Source organism: Vibrio sp. 10N.261.54.E10, from assembly GCF_002877735.2.
Taxonomy (GTDB): domain Bacteria; phylum Pseudomonadota; class Gammaproteobacteria; order Enterobacterales; family Vibrionaceae; genus Vibrio; species Vibrio crassostreae_C.
Map to the genome: position 1 here is coordinate 1,979,180 of NZ_MCXE02000001.1, position 18,374 is coordinate 1,997,553.

16 protein-coding genes and 2 tRNA genes are annotated in these 18,374 nt (G+C 44.3%); 12 read left to right on the forward strand and 6 right to left on the reverse strand.

Annotated elements, in window-relative coordinates:
• The first annotated feature begins 73 nt into the window (after window positions 1-73).
• Both BCU07_RS08585 and BCU07_RS08590 read left to right on the forward strand, forming a co-directional pair.
• Window positions 74-712: a YchE family NAAT transporter gene (locus BCU07_RS08585; RefSeq protein ID WP_004734056.1), complete on the forward strand. Its 639-nt coding sequence runs from the start codon at window positions 74-76 to the stop codon at window positions 710-712.
• A gap of 149 nt (window positions 713-861) precedes the next feature.
• Window positions 862-1,704 (forward strand): ion transporter, encoded by an 843-nt coding sequence (locus BCU07_RS08590; RefSeq protein WP_029235134.1) that lies wholly within the window; start codon window positions 862-864, stop codon window positions 1,702-1,704.
• Window positions 1,705-1,856: 152 nt separating this feature from the next.
• On the opposite strand, the gene asd is transcribed toward BCU07_RS08590, so the two are convergent.
• A complete protein-coding gene (gene asd, locus BCU07_RS08595) occupies window positions 1,857-2,975 on the reverse strand; it encodes an aspartate-semialdehyde dehydrogenase (RefSeq protein WP_017629874.1) in 1,119 nt (372 codons plus the stop codon).
• 458 nt (window positions 2,976-3,433) lie between these two features.
• Between asd and nhaC the strand changes: the two genes are divergently transcribed.
• Window positions 3,434-4,912 (forward strand): Na+/H+ antiporter NhaC, encoded by a 1,479-nt coding sequence (nhaC, locus tag BCU07_RS08600; RefSeq protein ID WP_277871497.1) that lies wholly within the window; start codon window positions 3,434-3,436, stop codon window positions 4,910-4,912.
• A 104-nt stretch (window positions 4,913-5,016) separates the two neighbouring features.
• Here nhaC and BCU07_RS08605 read toward each other — a convergent pair whose 3' ends face one another.
• The 3 genes from BCU07_RS08605 to yejK all read right to left on the reverse strand — a co-directional run bounded on the left by BCU07_RS08605 (window position 5,017) and on the right by yejK (window position 8,785).
• Window positions 5,017-6,195, reverse strand: coding sequence for a hypothetical protein (locus BCU07_RS08605; protein WP_017065980.1), 1,179 nt, complete (start codon window positions 6,193-6,195; stop codon window positions 5,017-5,019).
• Window positions 6,196-6,271: 76 nt separating this feature from the next.
• Window positions 6,272-7,675 carry an Hpt domain-containing protein gene (locus tag BCU07_RS08610; RefSeq protein WP_102427883.1) on the reverse strand — a complete coding sequence of 468 codons (1,404 nt, stop codon included), beginning with the start codon at window positions 7,673-7,675 and terminating at the stop codon, window positions 6,272-6,274.
• Window positions 7,676-7,780: 105 nt separating this feature from the next.
• Window positions 7,781-8,785 (reverse strand): nucleoid-associated protein YejK, encoded by a 1,005-nt coding sequence (gene yejK, locus BCU07_RS08615; RefSeq protein WP_017061190.1) that lies wholly within the window; start codon window positions 8,783-8,785, stop codon window positions 7,781-7,783.
• A gap of 84 nt (window positions 8,786-8,869) precedes the next feature.
• On the opposite strand from yejK, the gene BCU07_RS08620 reads away from it, so the two are divergent.
• The 6 genes from BCU07_RS08620 (at window position 8,870) to BCU07_RS08645 (ending at window position 13,101) form a co-directional block, all read left to right on the forward strand.
• Complete coding sequence (locus BCU07_RS08620; RefSeq protein ID WP_004734063.1) at window positions 8,870-9,097, forward strand: YejL family protein; 228 nt, start codon at window positions 8,870-8,872, stop codon at window positions 9,095-9,097.
• 28 nt (window positions 9,098-9,125) lie between these two features.
• Window positions 9,126-10,934 (forward strand): DUF3413 domain-containing protein, encoded by a 1,809-nt coding sequence (locus BCU07_RS08625; protein ID WP_017065981.1) that lies wholly within the window; start codon window positions 9,126-9,128, stop codon window positions 10,932-10,934.
• A gap of 138 nt (window positions 10,935-11,072) precedes the next feature.
• Window positions 11,073-11,163 (forward strand) — tRNA-Ser (locus tag BCU07_RS08630).
• 69 nt (window positions 11,164-11,232) lie between these two features.
• Window positions 11,233-11,742 (forward strand): helix-turn-helix domain-containing protein, encoded by a 510-nt coding sequence (locus BCU07_RS08635; protein ID WP_029236503.1) that lies wholly within the window; start codon window positions 11,233-11,235, stop codon window positions 11,740-11,742.
• Window positions 11,739-12,581 (forward strand): IS3 family transposase, encoded by an 843-nt coding sequence (locus tag BCU07_RS08640; RefSeq protein ID WP_106427183.1) that lies wholly within the window; start codon window positions 11,739-11,741, stop codon window positions 12,579-12,581. The genes BCU07_RS08635 and BCU07_RS08640 overlap by 4 nt, the downstream gene beginning before the upstream one ends.
• A gap of 429 nt (window positions 12,582-13,010) precedes the next feature.
• Window positions 13,011-13,101: transfer RNA gene (locus tag BCU07_RS08645), tRNA-Ser, on the forward strand.
• A gap of 75 nt (window positions 13,102-13,176) precedes the next feature.
• Here the strand turns inward: BCU07_RS08645 and BCU07_RS08650 are convergent.
• Both BCU07_RS08650 and BCU07_RS08655 read right to left on the reverse strand, forming a co-directional pair.
• Entirely contained in the window at window positions 13,177-15,303 is a 2,127-nt protein-coding gene (locus tag BCU07_RS08650; RefSeq protein ID WP_102428750.1) for a methyl-accepting chemotaxis protein, read from the reverse strand.
• Between the two features lie 189 nt (window positions 15,304-15,492).
• Window positions 15,493-16,413 (reverse strand): histone deacetylase, encoded by a 921-nt coding sequence (locus tag BCU07_RS08655; RefSeq protein ID WP_102428751.1) that lies wholly within the window; start codon window positions 16,411-16,413, stop codon window positions 15,493-15,495.
• A 110-nt stretch (window positions 16,414-16,523) separates the two neighbouring features.
• On the opposite strand from BCU07_RS08655, the gene BCU07_RS08660 reads away from it, so the two are divergent.
• The 3 genes from BCU07_RS08660 to BCU07_RS08670 are packed head-to-tail and all read left to right on the forward strand — an operon-like array spanning window position 16,524 to window position 18,370.
• Window positions 16,524-16,649 carry a hypothetical protein gene (locus BCU07_RS08660; protein WP_017079518.1) on the forward strand — a complete coding sequence of 42 codons (126 nt, stop codon included), beginning with the start codon at window positions 16,524-16,526 and terminating at the stop codon, window positions 16,647-16,649.
• A 25-nt stretch (window positions 16,650-16,674) separates the two neighbouring features.
• Complete coding sequence (locus BCU07_RS08665) at window positions 16,675-17,361, forward strand: SDR family oxidoreductase (RefSeq protein ID WP_102428752.1); 687 nt, start codon at window positions 16,675-16,677, stop codon at window positions 17,359-17,361.
• A gap of 7 nt (window positions 17,362-17,368) precedes the next feature.
• Window positions 17,369-18,370 carry a DUF3080 domain-containing protein gene (locus BCU07_RS08670; protein ID WP_102428753.1) on the forward strand — a complete coding sequence of 334 codons (1,002 nt, stop codon included), beginning with the start codon at window positions 17,369-17,371 and terminating at the stop codon, window positions 18,368-18,370.
• Window positions 18,371-18,374: the final 4 nt, after the last annotated feature.

Consider the following 18,374-nt stretch of genomic DNA (forward strand, 5'->3'; position numbering starts at 1 on the left):
CCTTACATTACGCGCCTAAACTATTCACAGATCAACCCTTCAACCTTAAGTACGCTAACTGGAGATCGCTCTCATGCAAGGCTTAGAACTCGCAATTTTTATGCAATTCTTCCTTGGGCTTGTTGCTGCCGTAAACCCAATCGGCATCATGCCTGTTTTTGTTTCTCTTACTGCTCATATGCCGCCAGAAGAGAGGAACAGGACAGCCTTACAAGCAAACATTGCTGTTGCCGTGATCCTCATTGTCTCTCTTGTTGCGGGGCAAATGCTGCTTGATATGTTTAGTATCTCGCTGGACTCATTCCGTGTTGCAGGTGGTTTACTATTACTGAGCATCGCATTTTCGATGATGAGCGGTAAGCTCGGTGAAGATAAGCAGAACAAACAAGAGAAGTCTGAATACATCAGCAAAGAGCAGATCGGCGTTGTTCCACTTGCTATGCCGCTAATGGCAGGCCCAGGTGCAATCAGCTCGACCATTGTTTATGGTTCTCGCTATCCAGCCGCGATTGATACGGTCGGCATCGGCATTAGCATCATCGCATTCGCAACGTGCTCTTGGCTTTTGTTCCGTTCAGCGCCGGTTATCGTTCGCTTTTTAGGTCAAACGGGTATCAACGTGATCACTCGTATCATGGGTCTGATTCTTGGCGCATTGGGCATCGAGTTCATCGCCAATGGCCTACGTAATCTGTTCCCAGGCTTGGCATAACGTTTAACAACATTTCGGTTGCTCTATAAAGGGCAACAATATTGAAATATAGATGAGGCGAGTAAAGCAATTGGGCTTTCACTCGCCTCGTTATTATGAAGCTTGTATAATGACTGTTAATGCATTTAACAGAAGACGAACCTCTCCTTATGTCACGCAAGCCACTCAAGCATCATTTGTACGTCATTATCTTTGGTACTCACACGCCAGCCGGACGTGCATTTGATATAACTCTGATCGTTGCAATCTTGGCTTCGCTGTTGGTTCTGATCTTAGAATCCATCCCTAATGTGATGACCGAATGGTCACAACAGCTGCGTTATATCGAATACACCTTCACTGCACTCTTCACTCTTGAGTATTTGTTAAGGCTCTATTGCTCCCCAAAGCCAAAATCTTACGCCACCAGTTTTTATGGTGTCGTTGACCTATTGGCGATTCTTCCGACCTACCTAGCAATCATCTTCCCAGGCGCTTCATTTATGGGTGTGGTGAGACTGCTGCGTGTGATGCGTATCTTCCGAATTCTAAAGCTGGTTCGCTACCTGCAAGATTCCAATATTTTGTTGCGCTCACTATTAATGGCACGACGAAAGATACTGATCTTCTTTAGCACCGTCGGCATCTTGGTGGTTATCTTTGGCGCCTTGATCTTTGTTATTGAAGGTCCTGACAATGGCTTCACCAGTATTCCTCACAGTATCTATTGGGCCATCGTGACTATCACTACGGTAGGTTATGGTGACATGGTGCCGCAGACCGCGCTTGGTAAAGCCATAGCATCACTGACCATGCTATTGGGTTACTCTATCTTAGCAGTGCCAACCGGGATCATTACTGCAGAACTCAGTAATGAGATGAACTCGCACAAAGAGTTGGTTAAGTGCCCGAATTGTAACCGAGCGGGTCATGATTCAGACGCCATGTATTGCAAGCACTGTGCTAGCGAATTAGCGGATCCAGACAAGCGGGTCGTCACCGACGAGAAATAAAAGCAGACACGAGATTCGAGTAGCGAGATGCGAAGAGATTTAAGGGCAGTTTCGAGGGCCGAATAACGAGGTAGCAATAAACTAAAAAGGGTTGACGTTTGTCGTCAACCCTTTCGGTTTATCAGCTAATAGAATTTAAGCAATCTTGCCTATTACGCTTTCTCAGCAAGGATAATGCGCAGAGTACGACGTAGTGGTTCTGCAGCACCCCAAAGTAGTTGGTCACCAACCGTGAAGGCGTTTAGGAAGTCGTTACCCATCGACATCTTACGCAGACGACCGACAGGTACAGACATTGTGCCTGTTACTTTCGCTGGTGTTAGCTCCTGTGCCGTGATGTCGCGGTCATTAGGAATCACTTTAACCCAATCATTGTGCGTTGCGATGATCTCTTCGATCTCGTCCATTGGCACGTCTTGCTTAAGCTTGATCGTTAGTGCTTGAGCGTGACAACGCATTGCACCGATTCGTACACAAGTACCATCAATTGGGATTGGCTGACCATCTAGACCAAGAATCTTGTTCGCTTCAACACCGGCTTTCCACTCTTCTTTACTCTGACCGTTTTCACGCTTCACATCGATCCAAGGAATCAGTGAGCCCGCAAGCGGAGCACCAAATTGGTCTGTTGGGAATGAAGATGAACGAATCGTATCAGCCACTTTCTTATCGATATCAAGAATTGAACTTGAAGGGTTCGCTAACTCAGAACTTACGCTGTCGTTGATCACACCCATTTGTGAGATCAGCTCACGCATGTTCTTAGCACCCGCACCAGAAGCTGCTTGGTAAGTCATGGCACTCATCCACTCAACCATGCCTTTCTCGTACAGACCACCTAGAGCCATAAGCATTAAGCTCACAGTACAGTTACCGCCAACGAACGTGTTGGTGCCGCTGTGAATGCCTTGCTGGATTTGAGCCAAGTTAACAGGATCAAGAGTGATGATTGAATCAGCATCCATACGCAGAGTAGATGCTGCATCAATCCAGTAACCTTTCCAACCTGCTTGACGCAGTGCTGGGTATACTTTTGATGTGTAATCGCCGCCTTGACAGGTAATCACAGCATCAAGCTGTTTTAGGCTATCAATATCAAAAGCGTCTTGAAGTAGACCCGCATCTTTACCACCTAAAACAGGGGCAGGAATACCAATCTGAGATGTGCTGTAATAAACAGGCTCAATCAAGTCGAAGTCTTTCTCTTCAACCATACGTTGCATCAGTACAGAACCAACCATACCGCGCCAACCAACTAGACCTACTCTCATCGCTCACTCTCCATGTATAAATTAAAAATTGCTCTCCCCCATCTATAAGTTTTTCAGAAACAGAACTCAAGTGCTTTTTGTCAAAAAGTGTAACTTTTTCGTTTCTTTTAAGTGAACGTAATGAATCGTGCAGTTATCTCTGTATCGACATTCCATCTCCACCTCATTGATTAAGCGTCCATTATCGTCAAATTCAAACATTTACATCGCCAAAGTCGATTCAATCGACGCTCATCACAAACAGTAAATCCCTCTTTTAAACCAAGGTTAATCAGAGTTTTATTTTACAAAACGAAAACAACGCGCGACAGATTTCAACATGTAACAATCATGAATGTAACAAAAATTTAGATTATGAAACCACAATTGATTGAGTTAACAGTCAAATATCACAACTTGGGCGTATTTTTTCGATATAATAAACTAATTACTGTAGTGTCCGTTTTGCACCACACACTATAACGAAGCACTATAAATACTCGAAATCACAAGAGGCTTTTATGAAGCAGAGTAAAACTCGCCTACCGAACCTATTGCAGGTATTCATCGCGTTAGGACTATTTCTATCCCTTGCTTTTTCCTTTACTGCAAAGCTTGACCTTCCAATTCAACTTGCCTTGTATATTGGCTGGTTCATTATCATGGTTCTTGGTATTCGTCTTGGACACCAATACAAAGACTTAGAAAAAGCAGCACTCAAAGGAATATCCAATGGCTTAGGCGCGGTTTTAATACTTTTAGCCGTTGGCGCTCTTGTTGGTACTTGGATCTCAGGCGGGATCGTACCTACTATCATTTACTATGGTCTGAAAGCTATCCACCCTTCTATCTTCCTTTTAGCGACCATGATCATCTGTTCTCTAACTGCATTGGCGACCGGTACTTCTTGGGGTGCTGCGGGTACAGCAGGTATCGCGATGATGGGTATCGGCCAAGGCCTAGGTGTTCCAGCACCGATTACTGCAGGTGCCGTGCTGTCAGGCTGTTACTTCGGTGACAAGATGTCTCCTCTTTCTGATTCAGTGATTCTGGCTTCTTCAATGTCTGGTGTTGAAGTGGTTGAACACATCAAGGGCATGCTTCCAGTTGCGTTAATCAGCTACGTGATTACAGGCATCATGTTTACTGCGTTTGGTTTCCACTACGCGGGCAACGTTGACATGAGCCAAGTAGACTCTGTCATCAAAGCGATGGAAGTTCAGTTCTACATCACGCCTTACTCATTCGTTCCGGTACTTATCGTGCTTGGTCTGTTGGCTTTCCGTATGCCTTCATTCCCGGTCATCAGTTTTGGTTCTCTGCTAGGTATTATCTGGGCAGTCATGATCCAAGATATCGACTTCCTAACGGCATTCAACACTGCTTGGGCACCGTTCTCAATCTCATCTGGCGTAGAGTTTATTGATTCGATTCTTAACCGCGGCGGCATGTCTTCAATGCTAGGTTCAGTTGCGGTTATCGTATTTGGTCTAGGTTTCGGTGGCTTACTGGATAAAGTGGGCGTACTAGAGACAATCGCTAAGGTGTTTGAGCGCCGCGTAAACAGCGCAGGCTCACTAGCGACGAGCACAATTGGTACGGCCTTCATGGGTAACGTGTTCGGTTCTGCAATGTACGTATCGTTAATCCTTACACCAAAAATCTGTGCGAAAAACTACGACCGTTTAGGCTACAAGCGTAAGAACCTATCTCGTAATGCTGAGTTTGGTGGCACGCTAACGTCGGGTATGGTTCCCTGGAGTGATAACGGTATCTACATGGCGAGTATTCTTGGTGTTGCGACGCTGTCTTACGCACCCTTCATGTGGTTAAGCTTCATCTGTATCATCGTGACTATCGTGACATCTTACATGGGTTGGTTCGTTGATAAGTGTGAACCAACAGCACCAGCGTTTGAAGCTGAAGAAGCGACCGAGTTAAGCAAGCAACAAGCTTAAGTTCAGGAGCTAACGCTTTCGAACGTAACTCAAAACGTTAATGGATAAATGCAAAAAGAGCGCCCTAGAGCGCTCTTTTTTGATCTGCTGATTTACTTATTTATCTATTTATTGGCGGTTCGTTTACCCAACCAGTAACCGATGCCTAACGGTGCAAAGAACACTACTAAGATAAACAGGATGAAGTAGATAATCACACCTTTGATTAACTCCATTAGCTTATCAATCGCCAGTACCACCACCTCTTGAGAGACGCGATCAAGGTCTTGCGTGAACAGTTCTCTTTCTGAAGTCACAATGCCGGCAATCTCGATGCGCTCTTTCGCAATCATCTCTACTAGAGCTTCTCTCTCACGTGTCACCATTTTTTCTAATGCCACACGTTCATCACTCAGCATCGCTAATTTTTGGTCGGTTTTATCACTGAGGTCGTTGAGCAATGGTTGCATTTCTGTCGACATAATAGAAGCCAGTGTTTGCATGTACTCCGGATTGTTCTCAATGAAGTCTTGCATGCTTGCTGATGTTTGACGAAGGCTTTCCAGCGTCATCGATAGGTCTTCACCCGTTAGTGAGCTATTCAATGCAACCAACTCCGCCTTCCACGACATCAGTTTTGGTGTCTGGTCAGCCATAAGGCTTAAACGATCAGATGCGTCACTCATGGCTTCTGGCATGGTGCCTAAGCTCTGAACGATTTGCGATTCGTCTTTACCAAGGTAATTTAGCCATTCACGGTAAGCAGGTGTGCTTCTGAATGTGAGGTCTTTAAATGGGTGGCTAGCAGAAAACTGCGCAACGAACGCTTTGCTGTTTTTGAAATCACTCGAGCTCAATACACCCTTTGCCAGCTTCTCGGCTTCTTGATCAAGAAAACGAGCGGTCTCTACTGCATCATCCGTCGCGAACAGATCCGCGCCGTCGCCTTGGCTATAAAACTGATTCATTTGGGCAGTGAAAACCCACGAGTCAATTAACGCAGACATAGGGGAAGTTTGGTAAGCCGCTTGTTGTAAGCCCTGCTCTGCATGGATCTTCCAAAGCAACACATAAGATTGATGTAAGGTGTCATCAGCAGGGTAAGATTGCGCGATGAGATCGGCCGAATCTTCTACTCGTGTAAAGAACATCTTGGCGTATTCACGCGTCATGATCCGAGCATTTAACTCTTGTTGAGTGAGAGGCGTCGTTTGACTATCTAACTTAACTTCTAAGAGAGAACAACCACTTAGCACAATGCTAAGCACCAACACCATCCAACTTCGACTCGAAACTCGTAACATATAAACCTCTGGCAAAGACTAAGGGCGCTGATTGTATGAGCGCTTCGTCAGAGTATTGTCAAAAATCCTGTAAAAGTTAACGCTGACTGTCTAAATATTCATGAGCAGAATCCACAGAGGCTTTTATAGCCTGCTCTAGTTCAGCTAAATCATGTTCACTGATCGCTCTGGACTGCTTCATTGTCATTTCAATACTTGCGGCAATGATGGCTAACCGAGACGCTTTAATACTGCCAGCCACGCCTTTTAAGCTATGTACAATGCGAGCCGCGGAGGTTTCATCTTTGGTCAACAAAGACTTAAACTTCTCGTAGTCACCTGCGTGGTCTTGTACAAACACACCAAGCAAGAGTTCGACAGACTCAGCATCACCATCGAGCGTTTCTAACATGTCTTCGATATCAATCGCAGGCTTTGAATCTGTGACACTGGCAACGTGTTTCTCTACTACTGGCGCCTGTTCAGGGACTTGCTGAATAGAGTATTGCGGTACAACGGGTTGGCTTGTAACGTTAACGCTCTGCGGAGGTTGAGAGTCGGAAGACTGGCGCGTTGGCCTGTTCTCGGATACATAAGCGTCACTATCTGCTTGTTTCACTGCTGAGGAAACAACATCGCTATAAGAAGCGTCTTCCTTACTTGAATTAATTTCTAGTTCAGAGCTGAGTTCTTGGTCTGCTTCTTTCATCGTTTTTGTGGACCTAACGCCCCAAAACACTATCCCGCTCATCGCCACCAAGCTTAAGCCTAGCATCACCAACAATAGGTTGAATTGACGATCATGGAACTCAGCTTCGAGTTTTATGATCTGTTCATTTACTGAGTTTTTCTTAATCTTATCAACCAAATAGTTAAGCTGAGCGTAATCACTCAACAATGCTGACGCATCAGCCAGTAGTTGTTGGAGTGCATCTTGTTCTTCGTTTTCTAAGGAATAAGATTTTTCTAGAATGGAATCAAAGGCGCGATAAGTCGCTGACGAACTTTGATTTTCAGAATACATGGCTTCAAATACCACAACACCGAATTCGTTGAGGAGCGGTTTTAGCTGAGGGGAAAGCTCTTTATCAGCACGCAAGATCTTAATGTTATCAACGATGTCTTGAACTTGGCTTTCTATTGGAATGAACTCATCGAACTTTTCTAGGAACTGATCAGCTACGTACAACAGTTGGTTGACATCAGGACGAAACAAGGCGTGTTGGAAATCAGATTCAATCTGCAGTCGGATCGAATAAACCAACTGAGCATCGAGTGCGAGATCATTGATACGAGAGACTCGAAGCGGTTCTGAGAAATAAAGCGATTGCCTCAATTCGTTGACTCGAATACCGAGCTCTTCGATTTGAGCTAGAGAATTGGTGTAGGAACGGCTTAGATTAAGAAGAGCCAATGAAGGAAGTAACCACAGAGCCAAGAGCACAACCAAAAAGGTGGCTGGTTTTTTAAAGCGTTTGGGCTTTGCTACTGATTGTTCCATCTATATTCCTTGTGCGTGTTAACTTGAAGCCATGACCGTAGCTAAAAGATTAAGCACAAAATAAGCGACAACGTCCTGCTGCCGCTTTTATCCGTTAACTTCGGACTATGACTTATTGCGAGTCAGTTGGTCACGTAAGTTCGGTGGAGTGCCTTTAATCGTTAGCGTGTCTGTCTCCGGATCGTAAAAGATACGTTCGCCTAGAAGCAGACTATCAAAACTAACATTCAAACCGCCACCAGCACCAACAAATTTTGTTAGTTTACGCATAGTTGCGCGATCGGCTGGGAAGCTGTCTTCTAACTCGTAGCCTTGCTCACTAGTATAGTCAAAGAAGCTTGTGCCATCAGTGCTTGCTGGCAACTCACCAGAAAGTTCACGAACTTGTACTTCATCGCCCGCTTTAAGCTGCTCGTTACAGTAATCCGCAACCTGCTTTTTGTAGCTGATCGCTTCTTCTTTCTCTAATTTAGAGTCAGAAACAAAGTCTTCTACCGCTTGCATCAGTACTTGGTTCTGCTGTTTCGCATCCAAACCAACTTCAGCTTGTAAGAAATCTAAGAAGAAATCCGCGACTTTACGGCCAACACGTCCTTTAATGTAAGTTAAGTAACGGTTTGATTCTTTATCAGTCTCATAAGTTGAAAGGTCTAGACGAGCCGCGATATCCATTTTTGAGATATCAAGGTAGTCAGTCGCACTAATATCAAGCCCTTCAGTTACCTTTAGGCTTTGGTTTGAAGGCAATAAACCAATGAAAAGGTAATCTGTTGCAAGTGACTGATATTCAGCCATTACCAAGATACCTTCGTCAGCGAATGGGTACTTTGATAGTTCGTCTTTTAGACGTTGCGCACTCTTTTGAGAAAAATCGTAAAAGTTTGTCTCACCAGCACGAAGTTGATGCAACCACTGCTGGAATTCGCTGTCAGATTTGAAAGAACCAAACCCTTTGCCTGCTTTTGAATTAAAAACACGGTGAAGTTCAGCAACTAGGCTTTCAGATGAAGCATCGTTTTCTAGAGATTCAGCACGATAGTTAACAATCAGCTCATCCTGATCGTTCTTGCTCAGCTGGTGTAAAATTACGTTGGAAAGGTGAAGGCTCATAGTGAAAATATTACCGTTCAGGTTTCAGTTGTCGTGCATAGTAGGTTATCATAAGCCGCTTTTACTATCATTATTAGAGTCCTTATGCCGATTATATCTAAATACACAGATGATCAAGTTGAAAAAATCCTAGCTGAAGTAGGTGCTGTACTAACTAAGCACAAAGCTTCGCCAGAACTTTCACTGATGATCGCTGGAAATATCGCAACCAATGTCTTAAATCAGAATGTTGCTGCTTCACAACGCAAAGGAATTGCTGAAAAATTTGCCGAGGCTTTAATTTCTTCTCTTGAAGATAAAAAGTCTCACTAAATTTGATTGACGGATAAAAGAATTATAAATGGTAGACAGCGCAAACTCATATAGCGATCGTGTATCTCGACTGGTTGGTTGGGGTCACTGGTTTGCATTTTTCAACATCATTGCTGCGATGTTGATTGGTACTCGTTATATTACTCAATCTGCTTGGCCAGAAACCTTGCTAGGCCAATTCTATTTGGCTGCATCGTGGGTTGGTCATTTTGGCTTTTTAGTGTTCGCGCTCTATCTATTAGTGCTGTTCCCGCTCACTTTTATTCTTCCGTCGAGGAAGTTATTACGTTTGGTTGCCGTTATCTTCGCGACCATAGGTTTAACTGTCCTACTGATTGATACCCAAACGTATCAAAATATAAACCTCCACCTGACGCCTGTCGTGTGGGAGGTTTTATTCAGTGGAGAGGAATCTGCATTCACGTCTGATTTGCAGCACCTCTTCATTGTTATGCCGCTTATCTTCTTGCTGCAACTCGGTCTATCTGAGTGGGTTTGGCGTAAGCAGCGTAAACTGTCTCATAAACACATTGGCCGTCCGATTACTGCCGTCTTCTTCTTGTGTTTCATCAGCAGCCACTTGACCTACATGTGGGCTGATGCGTACTTCTATAACCCAATTACTAGCCAGAAAGCGAACTTCCCACTGTCTTACCCTATGACAGCGAAAAGCTTTATGGAAAAACATGGCCTATTAGACCGTGAAGAGTACCTTGAGCGTTTAGAAGCGAACAAAGAGAATGTAAACCTAGTTAGCTACCCGCTAGAAAAAATTCAATACAACCGCCGCAGTGATGATCTTAATATCCTGATGGTGAGTGTGAACAACCTTCGCTCTGACGCTCTTAATGCGACAGCGATGCCAAACAGCTATGCCTACGCACAACAGTCGATCAACTTCACCAACCACTACAGTTCAAGTAACGATATGTTTGGTATTTTTGGCTTGTTCTACGGCCTACCGAGCAGCTACGCAAGCAGCATTGAAGCTCAGGGGTCAAGCGCAGTATTGCTCGATGTTTTAGAGAATCACGATTACAAGTTCGCTGCTTTCAGTGGCGACAACTTTAGTGATGCACTGTACTCGGATATCATCTTCCGAGGCCGTGATGTGATGCCAGAGCAAGCAACTTATGATGACCAGAGTGCCATAAAAGCTTGGTCTAACTGGATTCAATCACCGCAAGCTAAACGCCCTTGGTTTAACTTTATTGAATTAACCACACTGGATAACTTCGCCAGCTACGATTCAAGTTCAGAGTCGGACTCTACGCTAACGACAGCAGAGCGTTTTGCAGCAGACTATCAAAAGTCGGCGACAGCGGCCGATGCTCAGCTAGCAACTATCTACGCTGAACTGGAACGCTTAGAGCTTGCCGATAACACGGTGGTTATCATTACCTCTAACCACGGTACTGAGTTTAACGAAACCAAAACCAACAGCTGGGGTGCAAACTCCAACTACAGTCGTTATCAGTTACAAGTACCACTGTTTATCAGCTGGCCTGGCAAGTCTGCTTCTGAATACACCCACCGTTCTAGTCATCTAGACGTGTCAGTAACACTGATGCAAGAGCTATTGGGTGTATCTTCGAACCCAACAGATTTCAGTAGTGGTCGCAGCCTGTTTAATGAACGTAACAGAAAGTGGATTCTCGCGGGCGACTCTCGTGAACTTGCTCTTGTTACTGACCAGCAAACAACGGTGTTGGATAAATTTGGTAACTACAAATTGTACGACCAAAATTACAAGCGCCTGAAAAACGTAAGCCCTCGCTTACCTGTGTTGATGCAAGGCCTGACAGAGCTACAGCGTTTCTACACAAAAAATGACTAAATAATCAGCAAACAGCAAAGGGAAGCCAATGGCTTCCCTTTTTTATTGCCGTGAATGATTAGAAAACAAGCAACAAAACAAAATTATGAAAATTAAGGGTTTACAAGATCCTCCACCCCTTATATTATTCACGCCACTGGAGGGATGGCTGAGTGGTCGAAAGCACCGGTCTTGAAAACCGGCAACCGTTAATAGCGGTTCTAGGGTTCAAATCCCTATCCCTCCACCACTTTAAAGAAAGCCGCTGAGAAATGAACTGACCCCCAATAGTTGGACACCAATTATTGGGGGTCTTTTTATGTCCAAATATAGCCGTGAGCTAAAATGTATCATTGCTAAGCAATACTTAGATGGCACGTCATCTCTCTATTTAGCAAAACAATATTCAATTTCTTCAAGGCAGATACGGTATTGGGCTCAAGTCTTTGCCATCCATGGTACTGATTCATTTTTACCAACTAAGCATGCCGCGACTGCTCAAACAAAACGAAAAGCATTGAATTTAATGTGGACGAATGAATGGTCTCTCACGCACACTAGCGCTGTATTAAACCTCTCATCCCCTGGGATACTCTCTGTCTGGCTCAAAAGATTTAATGAGCTCGGTATCAAGGGGCTCAAAATGCGCCAGAAAGGAAGACCCTCAATGAAACAGCAACCTCAACGTACCACTAAGCCTGATAATGAAATGACACTTGAGGAGCTAAAAGAGGAGTTGGTCTACTTACGAACCGAGAATGCCGTTCTAAAAAAGTTGGAAGAGTTGGAGCAGGAAAAAAACCGTCGAACAAAGAAAAAGCGGTCATAGCTCTAACTCTTAAAGGCAAGTACCCGCTGAAGCACTTACTGCAGACTCTACAGCTGGCAAAAAGTGTCTTTTATTATCAAGCTCAAACAAACAAGCGCCCAAATAGCTACGAACGTGAGCTGCGGTTGATAAAGTCAATTTATCATGAACATAAGGGTCGATACGGCTACCGCCGTATTCACTTGGAACTAAAAAATCAGGGGTTCGTGCTTAATCACAAAACGGTTCAAAGGCTTATGGCTCAGCTCAACCTTAAATCGACGGTCAGGATTAAAAAGTATCGTTCATACCGAGGAGAGTCTGGAACAGCTGCTCCTAACCTGCTTGAAAGAGATTTTAGTGCGACTCAACCCGATGAAAAGTGGGTAACTGATGTCACGGAGTTCAAAGTCAAAGAGCAGAAAGTATACTTGTCTCCCGTGGTCGACTTGTTTACTCAGGAGGTAGTTGCTTATAGAGTGGCCAAAAATGCCTGCTTGCCGCTTGTCACGGATATGCTAACGGAAGCCATATCAAAGCTCAAACCCAACTCAAAGCCAATTATACATAGCGATCAAGGTTGGCAATATCGTCATCGACAGTATCAGAAAAAGGTAGCGGAGAGTGGGTTAACACAAAGCATGTCGAGAAAAGGTAACTGCTTGGATAATGCGGTTGCTGAAAACTTTTTTGCTTTACTCAAAACAGAGATGTATCACAACCAAAGCTTTGAAGATGCAGATGCTCTGATAGAGCAAATTAAAGAATACATCGAGTACTACAATACCAAACGTATAAAAGTGAAACTAAAAGGCCTGACTCCGATAGAATATCGAACTCAGGCCTTGAAAGCCGCTTAACAGAAATGTCCAACTTTACGGGGTCACTTCAAAATCAGCGGCTTTTTTGCATCTGAAGCTTTTTAAAATATAAAGCTCATCTAACAAAACTCTCTACAGTCCCAGTTTCAAACCCATTCACTTTATACCTAGTTTTAAATTCCGATCTCACCGTTCTAAACTAAAAGTTCATGCGCCTAAGCCACTCCCCTCATAACTTTACCTGCAAGCCAATTAGATACTTTCTTTTTTAATAGCACAGAAACACTTCACGTATAACAAAAGTTGGGAATACTTGGCTTATTGAATATTAGATTTTGTCGGCTTCTTAATAAACCGAACAATAAATAATCATTCAGAACAAAAATACCAAAAAGCGTTCATAAAAAAAGCAGTCAGTTAATAAGGGTATTTACAAGCGAAAGCCACCCTTATATTATACGCGCCACTGGAGGGATGGCTGAGTGGTCGAAAGCACCGGTCTTGAAAACCGGCAACCGTTAATAGCGGTTCTAGGGTTCAAATCCCTATCCCTCCACCACATTAAAGAAAGCCGCTGAGAAATCAGCGGCTTTTTTGTATCTGGCGTTTACGTAAAGAGCTTACGTAGTTTCTACTACGCCACCTTTCGGCTCACTTCAAAGCGTCCAATCAATTGGTCTAAGCGGCTCAATGCATTGCCCATCAAAGAAACTCGACGTGCGAGTTGCTTAGTAGACAGTTGTAAGTCAGATATTGAACGTTGGGCTTTATCTGCCGTTTGTCCGTTTTTCTGACTGTTCTCATCTAAGTTAGACATCGTGGTAAAGAGGTCACTCACCGCTGCTTGAATTTGTTCACTGCGGGTGTTTGAGTCTACTGTTAAGTTTCCCTTACTCACATTCTCCACGCCTCGCTCCATAGACTCAACAGCACTGCGAGACTTACTATGCAGCTCTTTCATTAGGTCACTAATATGGTTAGCAGCTTGTGAAGTTCGGTCAGCCAGAGTTCTTACTTCAGAAGCGACGACAGAGAACCCTCTCCCGTGTTCACCTGCTCTTGCCGACTCAATGGCCGCATTCAAGGCCAAAAGGTTAGTCTGCGCGGTAATGTCAGTAATGATATCTATAATGTCAGACACCTTAGTCATTTCATTATTCACCTCATTCACGCTATGCGCCGAGCTTTCTACGATATTGCGAACAATCTCCATGCCTTCGACGGACTGATTGTACTCCTTATCTGCGCTCAGGACGGCTTGTTTCATCACCGTGTCCATTTGCGTTGCTGAGACACTCGCATGAGTAATTTCGCTCTGTTGATACTGACTCAACTGAAGCATATTGCTTAACGCTTGTGATGCATCATCACTGGTTTGCTTCATCACGACACTGCGACGAAACATCGATTCCGAAACCTCTCTAACTTCGTGACTCGCATGGATCAACTCACTCACCGTGTTATCTAAATTGTCGATAAAACTGTTAGTCCAGCGCCCTAAGTTGCCAAGTTCATTATGACTGAATGTGGTGGGATCAAGTCTCCGACTTAAGTTGCCATCACCTTCAGCTAAGGTCTGCATTACCCCGGTCATTTCATGAATCTTCTTCGCTAGTGGTTTGGCGCTAACTAAACGGAATAAGCCCAATGAAAGCAACGCGCAAGCGAACATAATGCCACTCTGCATAAAAGGTGTGAGTGTATAAAGGTTGGCAAACAGTAATGGAACAAATAGAGGCAGTAGCATGCAGCTGATAAAGTGCTTAGATAAGGTATAACTTAGACTTCGGTCTCTGTAGACCTCTTCTAAATCGGACTCACACATCATGCCAAAGGTATCTGGTGAACCATCCAATTGAAAAGTGATGCCTTTGCCAATAACGGGTATGTGGCGATAGTCAGAATACCCCGGATAACCAATAAACAAGTTATTGCCATTTTTAATGGTTTCTCTTACGCCTGGGTGAAGCTGATTAGTGGCTGGGTCTGTAAAGCGAATCTCAAATTCGGTGCGGTGCTGGATCTTAACCGTTCCCCAATCAGTATGAACCCCTTGCTTTAAGTTCTCGCCGTGTGAAAAGGTATTATCTTCAAAGCGAGAACGAGAGAGCGCAACACCCGGCTGAGTATGAGGATCATGAATGGAGTCGACCATAAAGATATAGTTATCACCCGACTCGCTATAAATATGCCCCGCTTCTCTTTGAATAATGTCACCAATAACATCATTTGGAACACGACCACATAGGAATTGCGGCGCCCCTTCATCCCGAGAAAAGGGGACATAAAACATCAGCGTTACTTGGTCATGAAACGATGAACTCGAAGCCCCTACGTTCAACGTGCGCTGATCCATATACGGCCCATGCAGATAACGCTTTGAAGCCCCTTCAACTAAAGCCTTCTTGTCTCCAAGGTTAACCCCTACATGCTCATGATAACTCGATGCTTGTGCTATCCCCTTAGCATCGACGATCGCCAACTCAGAAAAATCCGTACTGCGTTTAAGAAGGCTAGATAACGTCCCCTGTGCTTGCTCTTCCGTTCGACTTGCCAAATAAACAGCAGAGTCTTCTAAAAAGTCCCATTGATTCTTGACCCAGTTATGCAGAAGTTGAACTCGCGTGTGAGCAATACTTTCAAAAGCTTGTTCAAGCTCCTCCGTCCTACTTCGATTGAGGAAACAAGCTCTGCGCATAGCCAGTTTTCCTGTTGCGCCAAACCAATTAAGCCAACTACGTTCCTTGTCCGTCAGGTTCATTTTTATCCCTTGTGTTTTTATAGACACATGGGTCAAGCAATTTACAGACCACAATTAACCACACAAATACGTAATTAATAAAAAAGTACTTTATATGAGTCACAATGGTGCAAGCGTGTCTTTTATGGTGCAAAATGCGCTTATTTCACACCATCATTTCAATGAACTATCAGCCGCTAATTTGAGAGGTTAACCGTGAACATGATAGGCCGCTTTTAACAGCTGCATGTGAATCGGCACCAAATCTTGATGTTGAGTTCGATATCCGCCACCGACTACGCAGGCCATCGGAATAGACTCTGATTTCGCTAACTCAATCATCAAACAGTCGCGTTCAAATATCCCTTTTATCGAAACATTCAAGTAACCCAATTCATCGTCTTGATGGATATCGATCCCCGCATCATAAATAATCAGGTCAGGTTGATGGTGAGCAATCGCTAACTTAGTGACTTGTTCAAAACAACGTAAGAACTCTTCATCCTCTGTTTCACGACTTAACGGCACATCTAAATCAGACAGCGGTTTTCGTGCAGGGAAGTTTTTGTCGCAGTGGAACGACAGAGTAATGATGTCGTCGTTCTCTTGGCAAAGAGTTGCTGTGCCATCACCATGATGAACGTCGCTATCGACGATCAGCACTTTATCGATATGTTCAAAGGTCAGTGCATGCTTTGCCGCTAACACCAGATCGTTCAACAAACAAAAGCCACTGCCAAAATCATGATGCGCATGATGATAACCACCACTCAAATGAATCGCTAAACCACTCTCTATTGCCATTTCAGCGGCCAAGCAGGTTCCACCACTTGAGTAGAGTGTTCTCTCAATAAGTTGTTCACTCCAAGGGAAACCGATACGTCTCATCTTTGCTGCGGGCAAATTACCAGAAACAAGCAAATCCACATACTCACTATCGTGAACCTGTTTTACCTGTTCAACCGAAACCGGCGTTGGTTGGAAGATTTCAAACTGACTCTTCCATAGAGGATCTCTATCCATTAACGCTTCAACAGCACTGTGTAACAACTGATATTTGTTAATTGGGTAACGGTGACCTTCTGGTAAAGGTAACTGCGAATAGATTGGGTGGTAAATTAAAGGAATCATAATCAGGTTAATTGCGTATCTTTCTCAAAATCATAACAGTCTCAGCCTAGGCGACAACCTTAATTGATGATAATAGTTATCATTAACTTGATTTTCAAAAAGAGACAACAATGAAATACGTAATACTCATCTTTGGGGTGATCTGCGGCTCAGCGGCAGCAGTAATGATTTTTGTAGGAATGCTAATGGCCAGTTGGTGGAGCGTTGATTTTCTCGTGTTAAGCCATCAAACTTAACTAATTGAACTAAAAAGGAATCACCATGAGCGTTATTTTCATTACTGGAGCAAATCGCGGCATTGGCTTAAGCCTGACTCAACAATACTTGGAAGGTAGCCACAAGGTGTACGCGACTTATCGTGATGCCAACTCAGCAAAAGAACTGCTCTCTCTCGCAGACCACAACAGCAACCTGACCTGCATTCAATTAGAGATAACCGATTACCAAGCGGTGAGCCACCTCACTTCGCAAATAGAGTCGATTGATATCTTGATCAACAACGCTGGCTACTATGGTCCAAAAGGTTATGGTCTGGGTAATACCGATGTCGAAGAGTGGCGCCGTGTATTCGAAGTCAACACCATTGCGCCATTGAAGCTTGTCGAGACTCTATTACCTCTTATAGAAATTAGTGACGTCAAAAAGATCGCCTGCCTGTCTTCTAGAGTCGGTAGCATGTCCGAGAACACCTCAGGAGGCGGCTACATCTATCGCTCCTCCAAAGCCGCTCTAAACTCCGTTGTGAAGAGCCTAAGTAACGACTTAACCGATAACGGCGTTACGGTGTTAGCTCTGCATCCTGGTTGGGTACAGACCGAAATGGGCGGCCCTAATGCTCTGATCGACACCAACACCTCAGCTTCTGGTCTTATAAAAGTCATCGAGTCTGCGAATACTGAAGTAAGTGGTCACTTCTTCAATTTCGATGGCAGCGAAATAGATTGGTAACCCGCAGATGAATGATGGCCCTCTCTCAAACCTAGTTAAGCACTCAACACTGTTTTGTCTGACTGTGATGCTAGCTGGCTGTTTCAGTGATGGCCCCGGAGACTTGTTCGACGACTACCAAACCAAGATAGCCAGAGTACAAGATGCTGACGAGATAAAAGAGAAATGGGAATTTGAAAGCCTACCGAGAAAAAGAGAGCTGCTGCTTGACGTGCCCTCGCTTTCTATTGGTCTCATCGACAGCTACCAGCTTCGCCAGTGTGGATTGTTCAATCTGATTGCAGAAAGAAATTCGGTTCTTGGGAAAGTCGCGGATGAGTTTCGCAATTACGATTATCAAGTCGCCCTACTTGCAGGTGTTGGGAAATGTTTATCCAGTAGCGAATTAGACCCTGAGGTCGTAGAGCTACTGAAAGAAATCGAGCAGCAGAAACTCACACAGTTTCCGCGGCACCAGTGGAATCTAATCTATGCCAGCGATGCCATGCAGTCACAAATGCGTGGTAGTCAGTGGTTACGTGCTGATATCGGCGATCAGGTACGACAAACCAGTGATGCCTTAGAACATATCAATCAAGCGTTAAACGTTCCGCTCGTTTCGGGAAAGACTACTGAGGTTCAAGAAGTATTAGAAAAGAGCTCTACGCTCGGGGATTTATACTACTCGCTCACGCGAGCTTCGGCCGAACTTGATACCATCACCAAACAGCTGACAACTTTTGATCACAATATCATCTGTGGTAAACAACGAGACACCACTAAGTTTCGTTATCTCAACAATGTGTTCGAGCAGCAATACATAGACAAAGTTCAGCCGTACATGGCGCAATTAGATGGCTACTATCAGCAGCTAGCCCCGCAACTTGGTATGTTTGACGCGCAACCTGACCTACACAGTTATTACTTTCCCATCAAAGATGCGCATCACGCCTTTCGATCATCCACTCGCCGCCATGTTGATTATTGGCAGCAGCTGTTTAAACGTTGTGGGCGCAAGGTCGGTCGTTAATATT

What these genes read in the sequence shown, in the direction of transcription:
- BCU07_RS08585 (WP_004734056.1), top strand. Translation starts at nt 74, where the DNA reads ATGCAAGGCTTAGAACTCGCAATTTTTATGCAATTCTTCCTTGGGCTT.
- BCU07_RS08590 (WP_029235134.1), top strand. Translation starts at nt 862, where the DNA reads ATGTCACGCAAGCCACTCAAGCATCATTTGTACGTCATTATCTTTGGT.
- asd (WP_017629874.1), bottom strand. Translation starts at nt 2,975, where the DNA reads ATGAGAGTAGGTCTAGTTGGTTGGCGCGGTATGGTTGGTTCTGTACTG.
- BCU07_RS08605 (WP_017065980.1), bottom strand. Translation starts at nt 6,195, where the DNA reads ATGTTACGAGTTTCGAGTCGAAGTTGGATGGTGTTGGTGCTTAGCATT.
- BCU07_RS08610 (WP_102427883.1), bottom strand. Translation starts at nt 7,675, where the DNA reads ATGGAACAATCAGTAGCAAAGCCCAAACGCTTTAAAAAACCAGCCACC.
- yejK (WP_017061190.1), bottom strand. Translation starts at nt 8,785, where the DNA reads ATGAGCCTTCACCTTTCCAACGTAATTTTACACCAGCTGAGCAAGAAC.
- BCU07_RS08620 (WP_004734063.1), top strand. Translation starts at nt 8,870, where the DNA reads ATGCCGATTATATCTAAATACACAGATGATCAAGTTGAAAAAATCCTA.
- BCU07_RS08625 (WP_017065981.1), top strand. Translation starts at nt 9,126, where the DNA reads ATGGTAGACAGCGCAAACTCATATAGCGATCGTGTATCTCGACTGGTT.
- BCU07_RS08635 (WP_029236503.1), top strand. Translation starts at nt 11,233, where the DNA reads ATGTCCAAATATAGCCGTGAGCTAAAATGTATCATTGCTAAGCAATAC.
- BCU07_RS08650 (WP_102428750.1), bottom strand. Translation starts at nt 15,303, where the DNA reads ATGAACCTGACGGACAAGGAACGTAGTTGGCTTAATTGGTTTGGCGCA.
- BCU07_RS08655 (WP_102428751.1), bottom strand. Translation starts at nt 16,413, where the DNA reads ATGATTCCTTTAATTTACCACCCAATCTATTCGCAGTTACCTTTACCA.
- BCU07_RS08660 (WP_017079518.1), top strand. Translation starts at nt 16,524, where the DNA reads ATGAAATACGTAATACTCATCTTTGGGGTGATCTGCGGCTCAGCGGCA.
- BCU07_RS08665 (WP_102428752.1), top strand. Translation starts at nt 16,675, where the DNA reads ATGAGCGTTATTTTCATTACTGGAGCAAATCGCGGCATTGGCTTAAGC.
- BCU07_RS08670 (WP_102428753.1), top strand. Translation starts at nt 17,369, where the DNA reads ATGAATGATGGCCCTCTCTCAAACCTAGTTAAGCACTCAACACTGTTT.